Raw genomic sequence first — 12,188 nt, 5'->3', positions numbered from 1 at the left:
TCATTCTCCTGAGAAGATCGCTTTGCGTTTTTCCAGGAAGGCTTGAGCGCCCTCTTTCTGGTCGCTCGAATCGAATAGCAATTGGAAGGCCTTGCGCTCCAACACCAGCGCGCTCTCCAGCGGCAGGTCAGCACCGGCCAGCATCACTTCTTTGATCTGCGCGACGGCTAGCGGCGGCAAGGCGGCGATTTCAGTGGCCAGCTCTAGTGCACGGACAATGGTCTGCTCGTCGCCCACCACTTCACTCAGCATGCCCATGGCCAAGGCTTGCTGGGCCGAGACCAAGCACCCGGTAAGGGCAATGCGCATTGCCTGGAACTTGCCGACCGCGCGGATCAGACGCTGAGTACCGCCGGCGCCCGGCATCAGGCCGAGTTTGACTTCTGGCTGGCCAAAGCGCGCCGACTCGCCGGCGACGATGATGTCGCAGTGCATGGCCAGCTCACAGCCGCCGCCAAGGGCGAAACCATTCACTGCAGCGATGACCGGCTTGGGGCAGCGGGAGATGGCTTCCCACAGCAGCTCGGTATGGCGCAGGTACATTTCAATCGGGCGCGCTTGGGCAAACTCGCGGATATCGGCTCCGGCCACAAAACAGGTGTCACCGCCGGTAAGTACAATCGCCCGCACCTGCCCATTGCGAGCCAGTGCCCGAAAGTGCTCGGCGAGTTGTTCACGCACCGCGCTATTGAGCGCGTTCTTGGCTTCTGGCCGGTCGATGCGTACGACGGCAACGCCGTCTTCTCGAATTTCCAGGTTCACTACAGATTCAGGTTCGTGACTCATACCCACCTCTAAACACGTTTCGCTATACGAAATTGCATTTCGTATTTACGAGATATCATAGGTAGGGTCGCGAATTCATGTAAATCAGAAATCTGAACTATTTTATTATTTCTTTATTAATCAATATATTATCTATCTAAAAATGAGCGTTTTGCATTTCATCTCGGCTCAAATATAATTTCGCCTGACGAAACGTACTTTTATTTGCTTGCAATTTCCAAAAATGAGGTTCTACCATGGCACGCAACAAAGCGGATCAGCAGAAGGCTGAGAGCAGCACTGGAGCGGATGAAATCGCTTTACTGAAGATGGGCATGCTCGACCCGGCCAGTGCGTCGAGTGAGGACGAAACCAGCGGCCAGTTCGTGACTGCGCTGGCACGTGGGCTGGAGCTGATGCGGTGCTTTACCCCGCGCGACAACGTGCTGGGCAATCAGGAACTGGCGCGGATGACCGGGCTACCCAAGCCGACCGTGACGCGCTTGACCAACACCCTGATGCGCCTTGGCTGCCTCAAGCGTGAGGTGCACTCGGGCAAGTACCAGCTGGATGTCGGTGTGCTGGGGTTCGGCTACGCCATGCTGTCGAATCTGTCGATTCGCTCGGTGGCGCACCCGCTGATGGAAGAGCTGGCCAATCACGCTCAAGCCGCAGTGGCAATGGCGGCCCGGGATCGCCTGCAGATGGTTTACCTGGACGTCGTTCAGGGCCAAGGCAATACCACGATGCGGCGGCAGATCGGCAGCTACTTGCCACTGGCGCAAAGCTCGGCGGGACGCGCATGCCTGGCGGCGATGCCAGAGAGCGAGCGAGAGTTTCTCCTCGACCACATGCGCCAACGCGAAGCAGCACAGTGGCCGGTGATCCGCAAGGGCCTGGATCGCGCGTTTCGCGATTACACCGATTACGGCTTTTGCCTATCGATCGGCGAGTGGCACCGCGACGTCAACTCAGTCGCCGTGCCGCTGTTACACCCGCAGTTCGGGTTACTGACCTTCAACTGCGGTGGACCGAGCTTCCAGCTTCCACGGGACAAGCTCACTGACGATATCGGGCCTCGCCTGATCAACATGGTTAACAACATCGGCGCCGCCGCTCGGTAACCCTTCAGGGTGACGGTGCACCGTACTACATCGGCCCACTTCCGGGCCCAGAGGAGCGCACATGATCCGTGATACCGAAACCCTGCAGATTCTGCTGGATTCTCTTCGCCAGTTCGTCGGTGAGGTACTGATTCCTCGGGAAAACGAGGTGGCTGAAACGGATGCGATCCCTAAGGACATCGTCGATCAGATGCGCGAGATGGGCCTGTTCGGGTTAACGATTCCGGAAGCCTATGGCGGCCTGGGCGTGACTATGGAGGAAGAGGTAAACATCGCCTTCGAGTTGGGTCGCACCTCACCGGCTTTCCGTTCCTACATCGGCACCAACAACGGCATTGGCTCAATCGGCATTTTGCTTGACGGTACAGAGGAGCAGCGCAACCAGTACCTGCCGCAACTGGCAAGCGGCGAGCTGCTCAGCTCGTTCTGCCTGACCGAGCCAGATGCCGGCTCCGATGCGGGCTCGTTGAAAACCAATGCTGTGCGTGACGCTGACAGCTACATCCTCAACGGTACCAAACGTTACATCACCAACGCGCCACACGCGGGCATTTACACGGTGATGGCCCGTACCAACCCGGAAATCAAAGGCGCCTCCGGTATCAGCGCCTTTATCGTTGAGCGCGGCACACCCGGCGTGTCGCTGGGCAAGACGGACCACAAGATGGGCCACAAAGGCGCCCATACCTGCGACGTGATCTTTGAAAATGCGCGAGTGCCCGCCAGCCAGTTGATAGGCGGCGTCGAAGGCGTTGGTTTCAAGACCGCGATGAAGGTGCTGGATAAGGGCCGCCTGCATATCGCTGCACTGAGTGTCGGCGCAGCCGAACGCATGCTGGACGATGCCCTGCACTATGCGCTGGACCGCAAACAGTTCGGCCAGCCCATCGCGGAGTTCCAACTGATCCAGGCGATGCTGGCTGATAGCAAAGCCGAAATCTACGCGGCCCGCTGCATGGTGCTGGATGCCGCGCGCAAGCGCGACGAGGGCAAGAACGTCAGTACCGAAGCCTCCTGCGCGAAGATGTTCTCCACCGAGATGTGCGGTCGTGTCGCCGACCGCTGCGTGCAGATCCACGGTGGCGCCGGCTACGTCAGCGAGTACGCCATTGAGCGCTTCTACCGTGACGTGCGGCTGTTCCGTATCTACGAAGGCACCACACAGATTCAGCAGGTGGTTATCGCCCGTAACATGATCCGCGAAGCGCAGCGGTGACACGGCACCTGCTCTGACACCAGTTGGGCTCCAGTCGCGCCGAGACTCAATAGCGCCACATCCTGGCTTCAAGGTAGTTGTTCGACATGAGTGCGTGTTCCACTGGTGTGGTCCCGAAAGCCTCAGCCTGCGAGCTTCCCGTCAACCTACCCCCAGATGAACTGCGGGGTAGCTGCACGAAACTGGAATTCCAACTACGCCACAGTAGGTCGCACAGCACAGTGCAGGCGCTGCCAGCGGCAACGATGAGGCTATAGGGAAAAGTCGAGCTGGCAATACCAGCAAGATTCACCTGGCGGTGGACGCCCACGGCTTGCCCATCGAGTTTGAAATCACAGGTGGCCAAATCAATGACTGCACTCAGGCACCCGCGTTGATTTCCAAGCTCCCGGCGGCAGAAACCATCGTCGCGGATAAGGGCTATGACAGCGAGAGAATCCGGGAGCAGGTTGAGCTACAAGGGGCCAAGGCCGTGATCCCGAGAAAGCGTAACTCCGTGAAAGGCAACGCGGATCTGGACAGAGGTCTTTACCGCAATCGGCACCTGGTGGAAAACGCCTTTGCCCGGCTGAAGCATTACCGGGCGGTGGCATCTCGATTCGACAAGCTCAAGAGAAATTACGAGAGCGTGGTGGCCATGGCCTGTGCCTTCCTATGGCTACCCATGTGAAATGGCAACAGCCCCTAGCGGTACTTAGCAACTGTTGATCGCCGGTGCGCCGGTAAATGGCGGGCTGATTGGAGAAATAATTTCTACATATAGGCGATTTACAGCGTGTTTATCGCCTTCTGTATCTCTCCTATTCTCTCTCGACTGCTCTGCTGCATTGATTGGCTGAGCCCGGACTGACCGCATGGTTAGCCCTAATCGCGCTAAACCCAACCTGAATAGAGGATCACTCCATGCCCGTTGTACGAGTCAGCTGGTTCGAAGGAAAAGACCACGCCGCGAAGGAAGCTGTCGCTGCAGAAATCACCCAGAGCATCGTGAAAAACACCGGTACCGATGCCAATTACATCTACGTCATTTTTGAAGACGTGGCGCCATCGGATTGGGCCGGTGCAGGCAAGCTGTTCGGCGACGATCCGAAGAAGACCTAAGGTCATTCGGCGTTAATGGCCAGTGGGCTGCAAGGAGTGTTACATCTTCTTTGCAGCCCGGGCTTGGCTCTTTTGTGCTGGGTAGCCGGACTCCCAGTCGACCTGCTCAAACTGTTCGACCAGAAAATTGATAAATGCCCGCACCTTGGATGCCAGGTGTTTGCGGGTTGGGTAGACGGCATAAATACCCAGTTCTACCGAGCGATACTCCGGTAGCAACTCCACCAGATCACCCCGCCGAAGATCCTCACTTACCATAAAGCTTGGCTGCAGCAAAATGCCGCCAGCAGTCAACGCAATAGATCGGCATGTATCACCGTTATTGCAGCGAATGACCGAACGCGTGTTGACCTTATGCTCGCCATCGGGCCCGGTAAAACTCCATTCGTTCCCACTGGAAAAGTTGCTATAGGCAATCACCCGGTGCTCGGCCAGGTCTTGCGGCACTTCTACTGGTGCATGGCTTTTGATGTAGCTCGGGGCTGCACACAGGCGCATCCGCGTGCTGGCAAACCGGCGCCCCACCAGTGAAGAGCTTTCCAACCGGGCGATGCGCACCGCGACGTCATACCCCTCCTCCACCAAATCGACCTGGCGATCGTTCAGGCTGATATCCAGCTCAATCTTCGGGTTTTGCTCCAAAAAGGCAGTCCACAGCGGCGCCAGGTGCAACACACCAAAACTCACCGGCGCATTGACCCGCAGCACGCCGGCAGGCTCATGGTTGCCCGAAGAAACAGCGCTTTCCGCCTCCCCCATCAACGCCAGCACTTCCCGCGCTTGCTGGTAGAAAACCCGTCCTTCTTCGGTCAGTGATAAGCGTCGCGTGGTGCGTTGCAGCAGGCGTACGCCCAGGCGTTCCTCCAGCGCATTTACATGCCTGGAAACGGCGGCCTTGGACATTTCCAGCGCATCGACGGCACCGACAAAGCTGCCCTTGTCGACCACGGCGCAAAACACCTGCATCTCCAACGCGCGATCCATTATTGCCTCACTTATCGGAACTATAAGTCACATTAAATCATGTTTATCTCGTAAATCGAATCTTTAAACTGGATCCCATCACACACAGCACGAGGCAAAAGACATGAACATTACCCTTATCGGTACCGGCAACATGGGCTCGGCTTTCGCTCAACAGTTGTCCCAGTTTGGACACCATGTTCGTATCACCGGCCGTGATCTGGACAAGGCGCACGCCCTCGCCGCGCAGCATCAAAACGTCGAAGCATTCGCCGCTGATCAGGCCCTTGGCCAGAACGAAGTGGTGATCGTCGCCACTGCTTACCAGGACGCCTTAACCGCGCTGAAAAGTCTGGGCAGTCTCGAAGGCAAAGTGGTCATCGACATCACCAACCCGCTGACAGCCGACTACATGGGTCTGACCATCGGCCACAGCACCAGTGCAGCGGAGGAAATCGCCAAGGCGCTGCCAGGTGTGGAGCTGGTCAAGGGCTTCAACACCCTGTTCGCCCAAGTGCTGGCCAGCGGTCCCACATTTGCCAACGAGCAGCAAGGCAGCGTGTTCCTGGCCAGCGATAGCGCACGAGCCAAACAAACCGCCGTTGCTCTTGCGCAAAGCCTGGGTTGGAAAACCGTGGATGCCGGCGGTTTGGTAAACGCGCGTTATCTGGAAGCGTTGGCCGGGTTGAACATCTACCTCGGCTATGGCGCAGGGCTCGGCACGCAGATCGCGCCGGTCTGGCTCAATCGTTAATTCCCACTTACCCAATGCCTGGCGCCACGGCCGAAACAGCTGTGGCCCCGGGCAACCCACACTCCCCGTATTGGAAAACACCCATGACCGCCGCTAGCCGCACCCTCCCCTATGCCGCCCTGGTACTACGCCTAATCCTTGGCGTGATGTTTCTCGCTCATGGCCTGACCAAGCTGCTGGTGTTCACCCCGGCCGGCACAGCAGGTTTCTTTGAGTCCGTTGGCTTCTCCGGCTTTCTTGCCTATCCGGTCATTGCCTTTGAAGTGGTCGGCGGCCTGTTCCTGATCCTTGGTGTACTCGCTCGCTGGGTAGCGGCCCTAGCCACCGTGCAACTGCTGGTGGCAGCAAGCGTGCACTTCGGTAATGGCTGGAGCTTCACCAACGCCAATGGTGGCTGGGAATACCCGGTCTTTCTGGCATTCACTGCACTGGCCTTGGCGCTGCTGGATGACGGAGCCTTCGCCTTGAAACGTTCAGCACGTAACTAACCGCTCGCTGCTTTCGGCCAGGTTGCCTTTGCCGGGTTCTCGCCAAACTTGGCAAGGGTAAAATCCAGAAAGCTTTTCAGCCTTGGTGTCATGCCCCGGTCCGGCGTACGCAGCACATGAAAGGGTCGAGTGGGCATGGGATATCGAGGCAGTTGGACGATCTATCCGCTTGGCTTTCAAGTCTTAAATAAACAAGGTAATCCCCCGGCTTAGCCGAGGGACTCCTTGAGGTTGACCGTGTGATGCGGTCATCAGGAACCTTCTATCTCGACCAAGAGATAGGGGTACCCAATGAGAGATTACCAAAGCCTTGCTCACACGAAGTGGGACTGTAAGTACCACGTTGTATTCATCCCGAAGAGGCGTAAGAAGGCGATCTTCGGAGCGATCCGCAAGCACCTGGGGGGAGGTGCTACATGAGTTGGCGAGGCAGCGTGAGTGCCGGATCGTGGAGGGTCACTTGATGCCAGAGCCGAGCCCGAACGATAATTTCAAGATGGAGCCGGACTAATGCGACGCGTCGTTCAGCCGACGCGTATCCGGACTTTCAATCCGTAATTCACTAACCCACCGACTTCAGTCGGTGGTTGTTTAGTGCTACCACCGGCGTAGACGAACTGATGATTGATGCGCGCATCTACGACCCGACGGCGCGTTGCCGTTCGTATCAACTGGCAGCGGAATCGATTGGAGATCTGCTCACTCACTGACAGCGTGCGCGCCGGTGACCTTCAGGTCACCCGTGCGGAACACACGTGCCAGGTAGTCAAGGGTTCAGAGGATATCGTCCACCACGCCGCCATCGACCCGCAGCGCAGCGCCGCTGGTGGCTGACGCCTGGGTGGAGCAGATATAGACGACCATATTGGCGACCTCATCGACCGTGGCCGCACGTTGAATCAACGAGGTGGGACGGTGGGTCATGACGAATTCGGCAGCGACGGCCTCCAAGGATTTGCCGGAGCGGGCAGACTCTCCTTTGAGCAGCTCAGCCAAGCCATCAGACAGTGTCGGGCCTGGCAGCACGCTGTTAACGGTTACGCCGCTGCCGGCCACACGTTTGGCCAAGCCACGCGACAACGCCAGTTGCGCCGTCTTGGTTACGCCGTAATGAACCATATCGGCCGGGATATTTCGGGCTGACTCCGAGGAGATAAACACCACCCTACCCCAACCTCGTTGGACCATGGCTGGAACCAACGCGCGGCTCAGGCGAACACCGGACATTACGTTAGTTTGCCAATAGTCTTCCCAGCAGTCGTCATCGGCCTCGAAGAAATCGGCCAAACCATAGATGCCGGCGTTGTTGACCAGAATGTCGATGGTGGGAAGCGCAGCTGTAAGAACGCCAACGCCGTCGGCATTGCCCAGATCAGCCGCGACTCCGCTGAAGGTGGCCTGCGGTACCGCTTCGCTCAAACGTGCCAGGGCTTTTTCGACCGAGCTGTCACTCCGCCCGTTGATGATCACGATAGCGCCGGTGAGCGCCAGGCCATGGGCAATGGCGAAGCCGATGCCGCCTGTGGAGGCAGTAACCAAAGCGGTCTTGCCGGCAAGATTGATGTGCATGCGTATTGACCCTCTAGCGCCAGGTAGTACCCGGCAGGTTAGATCGGTTGCTGAATAGTCAGCGGTCTTGTCCGCCGGCTACTGACTGGCGGTGTCAGGTCCGGGTAAACCCATCAAACGGATTCATGTACACCGCGCCAAAGGCATCCAGGTGCTTGCGCGTCGGCGCGTCTGGGTTGCCATAAACTAGCAGGCTGGTGATTTTCACCAGCTCGAGAAACTTTTCGCCGAACGGCGCGAAGGTTTCTTCAATATGGTTAACGACAGCATCGGCACGGTAACGCTCGATAATGTGCACCTCAGTGCGAGCCTCGTTGACGCTGTATTCGTACATCAAGGTGCCAGGCTCTTCGCTCGTAGCGGCGACAATCTTGGCAACCAGCGTTTTAAATTCAGGGAAGTCTTCCGGAGCCAGGCTTAGGGTAAAAATGCTGATGACTTCGTCTTTCATGGGGCGTCCTCACAGAAGTAAATGACCAACCCCATGCGATAGATGCAGAGGGTTGCTGAGTCAGCAGCCATGCTAAGGTAGAGCAGCAAGCTGATAAACAACCTTGAAATCACAGATAGGTAGCGTAATTTGCTACCAACTCTTGCGCCTAGGAAAACGGCAATGACCTCCGAAGATTCCTTCAGCGGCATCCATATTTTTCTCGCCACCGCCCGCTCTGCGACCTTCACAGAGGCAGCCGAGCGCCTGGGGCTGTCCAAGTCGGCCGTAGGTAAGGCGATTGCACGGCTGGAGGCACGGGTGGGTACCAGCCTGTTTTATCGCTCGACCCGCCGCTTGTCCCTGTCTCCGGATGGCGAGGCCTACTTCACCGTGTGGTCCAATGCGCTGGAGGAGATCAAGGCCACCGAGAGCAACCTCGGCAACAAGTTAGGCGTGCCCACAGGGCGCTTGCGGGTGGACATGCCGGTCGCGTTCGGTAAACAGGTGGTACTGCCGGTGCTACTGGAGATGAGCAAACGCTTCCCGCAGTTGCAACTGACCTTGACCTTTAGCGACCAACTGGTGGACCTGACGGAAGAAGGTATCGACCTGGCCATTCGTTTTGGCAGCGTCGACAACGTCCCCGGCCTGGTGGCCAGACGCCTGACGTCACACCGCTGGGTAACCTGTGCAGCGCCGGGTTATCTGGAAGAATATGGTACGCCGTTGACGCTCGAGGACATGGGCCAGCACCGCAGCATCGTCGGCTATCGCCGCGGCAGCCTAATGCCCTGGAAAATGGCCCAGGCCGGGCAATCCTTGAAGTTCTCGCCACCACCGACCTATCAGTTTGACGATGCCGAAGCGATGATTGAAGCCACGCGAGCCGGCCTCGGTATTTGCCAGATGCCGCTCTGTCTATTTGAAAAGGACATCGCCCAGCAGGTTGTTGTTACGGTACTCGAGCCCTTTGAACCGGCGCCTGTCGAGGTCCACGCACTATGGTCGAAGAGCAATCATCTGCGGCCCAAAATTCGTTACCTGGTCGACGAGTTATTGAAGCTGTATGGCCACAGCTAACGGCAGAACGGACAGCTACTGCGCGACCTTGGCGCGGGGTTGATCAACGCCAGCCCCATTAACTCAGGGTGCCACTCAGCAGCCATAGCGATGAGCGCGGACTGATCTGTAACAAAGCCAGGGAGCCCCCAAATACTAGAGCCCGCCGACCAGGGATCTACTCACCAACCTGCGTTCTGGCCAGGCGCAGGGGGCAATATTGGCACCTTGATGTGTAGCTCAGCGCTCCGGCTGGCAGCGGCCTGAAGAGTCGACAAGTGACCGCCAATTATCCCGGTTTTCGAGATAGTTATTCACCAATATCTGAGTTTATCTCCAAAATCGAATCTATAAACTTTGAGCCATCCCCAGCCAATCAGTGCGCTGTGGGTAGGCAGGTCAGTGAGCGGCGCACACGCTTTGCAACGCCGATCAGTCCACCTCTTGCTGCTGCGGCCCCAATATCTAAGCAGGATTTCAACCATGAGTCTGGCCTATCCAGTGTTGTTCGTGTCCCACGGAGCACCAACCTTTGCCATCGAACCCGGCCAGGCCGGGGCACGCCTGGCTGAGCTAGGCCGAGCGCTGCCACGGCCTAGCGCCATCGTAATCGTCTCTCCTCACTGGATGACCCGTGGGAGCGTGCGTGTAGGCAGCAGCAAGGCGCCGGAAACCATTCACGACTTCGGAGGCTTTCCGCAAGCACTGTATCGCCTGCAATACCCTGCAACCGGCAATCCTGCATTGGCCGAGCAAATCTGCAACCTGCTTTCCCGCAATGGGATTGCCGCAACTACCGAATCGAATCGAGGCCTGGACCACGGCGCCTGGGTGCCGTTGCTGCACCTATTGCCCACTGCGGATATCCCGGTGGTCCAAGTGTCCATGCCCCACCCGCTCAATCCATTGGGTGCCTGGCAGCTTGGCCAGGCACTCAAGCCGCTGCGCGATCAGGGCGTGCTGATCATTGGCTCCGGCAGTCTGACCCATAACCTTTATGAGTTCCGTAGCAACTACGGCGACCCGGCTGAGTACGTAGCGCGTTTTTCCGACTGGATCCGTGACGCCCTGCAAGCCGGTGACCTGCCAGCGCTGCTCGCCTACCGCCGCAATGCCCCGGAGGCCGAGCGTGCGCACCCCAGTGAAGAACATTTGTTGCCGCTATTTCTGGCGCTCGGTGCCGCAGGCGAGCACTACGCCGTGGATGTGCTAGAGGGCGGTGTCGCCGACGGCGTACTGGCTATGGACAGCTACCTGTTCAAAAGCCCAACCGCCACTCAGGAGATTACTCAAGCATGAACCTGCCACTAGCCATTTCAGAACTGCAGCAAGAACCGCAATCCGGCCTTGTCTATCGTCGGGTAATCCGTGCTGCTGCCCCTCGTGCACGTCTCCTGCTATTGCATGGTGTAGGCGGTAATGAAACCAATCTGGCAGGCCTTTCCGGCTTTATCCCAGAAGGAATTGAAATATTGCTGGTACGCAGCCGCCTGCAAATCGCAGCTGAGGGCTTTGCCTGGTTTCAGGTAAATTTCACCAACGAAGGCCCGGTGATCGTTGAAGAGCAAGCGGAAACCAGCCGCCAGAAACTAGTGGAGCTTGTAACTGCCTTACCACAAATGCCTACAGTGATAGCTGGCTTTAGCCAGGGCGGTATTCTCAGTGCAAGCGTCGGGCTTAGCGCCCCTCATTGCGTGCTAGGCTTTGGCTTGTTCAGCGGCAGAATTCTCCCTGAGCTGGCACCACACATTGCCAGCGCTCAAGCATTGAGTTCGCTATCGGCGTTTATTGCTCATGGCTATGGTGATAACAAGCTCCCCGTGTCTTGGGCACAAAAAGCGGATGCCTGGTTGCACCAACTGAACGTGCATCATGAAACATACCTGTACGACATGGGCCACGAAATCACCAATGAAGAAGTGGAAGATTTCATTCAGTGGCTGAAGCCTGTATTGAACATCGCCTGAGCGACCTTGATGGTGAACTCCCGCAGTAAACTTACGGAAGTGGATCTACTTCTTAAAGCGTTAGCCAGCCCCCAGCGCCGGTTGATCCTTGAGTGGCTCCGTGACCCAGAGAAACACTTTCCGCAGCAGGAACATGCATTCCTGCTCGGTGTGTGTGCCGGCCAGATTGAGCGCAAGTGCAAGTTGGCCCAATCGACCGTGTCCGATCACTTGCGCACGCTGCATCGCACAGGATTGATTACTTGCCAAAAGCTCGGCCCGATCCATTTTTTTCAAACGCTGCGAATACACCATCGAAATGCTGGTGAAAACATTGAAAGCGATGCTGTAAAGGGGATTTGAGAGCTCTGCCATGACTATTCGCGAGGACACATTTGCATCCATCGATCTCAATTTATTGGTGGTTTTTATGTGTATTTACAAGGAACAAAGTATAACGTTAGCAGCCAAGAGTCTTGGCGTAACACAGCCAGCCGTAAGCAATTCGCTGGTCAAGCTACGTGACAAATTTAATGATCCGCTCTTTACTCGTTCGGGCAGGGGTATTGTGGCAACACCGAAAGCGAAAAAAATTGCTTCTGAATTATGTCCAGCGATGAGACTGATTACAGCCACACTAGCATCGAACTTTAGATAATCCTCTTTGCAGCAGAGCACTATTGGCCTGCTCTAACCTCTCATGACTGGCGGTGTCAGGTGGACTGACAGATGACTGGAGTCTATGTCGCTGGTGGCATCATGTTATGCCG

The 12,188-nt window shown here is 57.1% G+C and carries 13 protein-coding genes and 3 pseudogenes; 12 read left to right on the top strand and 4 right to left on the bottom strand.

The window, feature by feature from the left end:
- Positions 1-786, bottom strand: a complete 786-nt coding sequence (locus KL786_RS05810; protein WP_023628973.1) for an enoyl-CoA hydratase — start codon at positions 784-786, stop codon at positions 1-3.
- A gap of 236 nt (positions 787-1,022) precedes the next feature.
- On the opposite strand from KL786_RS05810, the gene KL786_RS05805 reads away from it, so the two are divergent.
- The 4 genes and pseudogenes from KL786_RS05805 (at position 1,023) to KL786_RS05790 (ending at position 4,206) form a co-directional block, all read left to right on the top strand.
- The gene (locus KL786_RS05805; protein ID WP_023048090.1) at positions 1,023-1,889 is read left to right on the top strand and encodes an IclR family transcriptional regulator; all 867 of its coding nucleotides are present in this window, start codon (positions 1,023-1,025) and stop codon (positions 1,887-1,889) included.
- A gap of 61 nt (positions 1,890-1,950) precedes the next feature.
- On the top strand, positions 1,951-3,105 hold the full coding sequence (locus KL786_RS05800) for an acyl-CoA dehydrogenase family protein (RefSeq protein WP_023048089.1): 1,155 nt from the start codon (positions 1,951-1,953) through the stop codon (positions 3,103-3,105).
- A gap of 214 nt (positions 3,106-3,319) precedes the next feature.
- Positions 3,320-3,775, top strand: a pseudogene (locus KL786_RS05795) (IS5 family transposase); the annotation flags it as partial.
- A 233-nt stretch (positions 3,776-4,008) separates the two neighbouring features.
- Entirely contained in the window at positions 4,009-4,206 is a 198-nt protein-coding gene (locus tag KL786_RS05790) for a tautomerase family protein (protein WP_023048087.1), read from the top strand.
- Between the two features lie 39 nt (positions 4,207-4,245).
- On the opposite strand, the gene KL786_RS05785 is transcribed toward KL786_RS05790, so the two are convergent.
- Positions 4,246-5,190 (bottom strand): LysR family transcriptional regulator, encoded by a 945-nt coding sequence (locus KL786_RS05785; protein ID WP_023048086.1) that lies wholly within the window; start codon positions 5,188-5,190, stop codon positions 4,246-4,248.
- A gap of 88 nt (positions 5,191-5,278) precedes the next feature.
- Between KL786_RS05785 and KL786_RS05780 the strand changes: the two are divergent.
- The 3 genes and pseudogenes from KL786_RS05780 to KL786_RS05770 form a co-directional block, all read left to right on the top strand.
- Positions 5,279-5,923: pseudogene (locus tag KL786_RS05780) on the top strand (NADPH-dependent F420 reductase); the annotation flags it as partial.
- Between the two features lie 83 nt (positions 5,924-6,006).
- The gene (locus tag KL786_RS05775; protein ID WP_023048084.1) at positions 6,007-6,411 is read left to right on the top strand and encodes a DoxX family protein; all 405 of its coding nucleotides are present in this window, start codon (positions 6,007-6,009) and stop codon (positions 6,409-6,411) included.
- A 291-nt stretch (positions 6,412-6,702) separates the two neighbouring features.
- Positions 6,703-6,877: pseudogene (locus KL786_RS05770) on the top strand (transposase); the annotation flags it as partial.
- Between the two features lie 308 nt (positions 6,878-7,185).
- Here KL786_RS05770 and KL786_RS05765 read toward each other — a convergent pair.
- A complete protein-coding gene (locus tag KL786_RS05765) occupies positions 7,186-7,980 on the bottom strand; it encodes an SDR family NAD(P)-dependent oxidoreductase (RefSeq protein ID WP_023628975.1) in 795 nt (264 codons plus the stop codon).
- A gap of 94 nt (positions 7,981-8,074) precedes the next feature.
- Positions 8,075-8,431, bottom strand: coding sequence for a putative quinol monooxygenase (locus tag KL786_RS05760; RefSeq protein WP_023048080.1), 357 nt, complete (start codon positions 8,429-8,431; stop codon positions 8,075-8,077).
- Between the two features lie 162 nt (positions 8,432-8,593).
- Here KL786_RS05760 and KL786_RS05755 point away from each other — a divergent pair, with 162 nt between their 5' ends.
- The 5 genes from KL786_RS05755 (at position 8,594) to KL786_RS05735 (ending at position 12,076) form a co-directional block, all read left to right on the top strand.
- A complete protein-coding gene (locus KL786_RS05755; protein ID WP_023048079.1) occupies positions 8,594-9,493 on the top strand; it encodes a LysR family transcriptional regulator in 900 nt (299 codons plus the stop codon).
- A 462-nt stretch (positions 9,494-9,955) separates the two neighbouring features.
- On the top strand, positions 9,956-10,771 hold the full coding sequence (locus KL786_RS05750) for a DODA-type extradiol aromatic ring-opening family dioxygenase (protein ID WP_023048078.1): 816 nt from the start codon (positions 9,956-9,958) through the stop codon (positions 10,769-10,771).
- Entirely contained in the window at positions 10,768-11,439 is a 672-nt protein-coding gene (locus tag KL786_RS05745) for an alpha/beta hydrolase (RefSeq protein WP_023048077.1), read from the top strand. Before KL786_RS05750 ends, KL786_RS05745 begins: the two co-directional genes overlap by 4 nt.
- A gap of 9 nt (positions 11,440-11,448) precedes the next feature.
- Positions 11,449-11,781, top strand: a complete 333-nt coding sequence (locus tag KL786_RS05740; RefSeq protein ID WP_223194054.1) for an ArsR/SmtB family transcription factor — start codon at positions 11,449-11,451, stop codon at positions 11,779-11,781.
- Between the two features lie 10 nt (positions 11,782-11,791).
- Positions 11,792-12,076, top strand: a complete 285-nt coding sequence (locus KL786_RS05735; RefSeq protein WP_071576115.1) for a LysR family transcriptional regulator — start codon at positions 11,792-11,794, stop codon at positions 12,074-12,076.
- Positions 12,077-12,188: the final 112 nt, after the last annotated feature.

The sequence above is a fragment of the Pseudomonas sp. TAE6080 genome (genome assembly GCF_018732265.1).
In the GTDB taxonomy this organism is placed as follows: Bacteria; Pseudomonadota; Gammaproteobacteria; order Pseudomonadales; family Pseudomonadaceae; genus Aquipseudomonas; species Aquipseudomonas brenneri.
The sequence above is the reverse complement of the archived record's forward strand: the minus strand, read 5'-3'. Positions and strand labels throughout refer to the sequence as shown.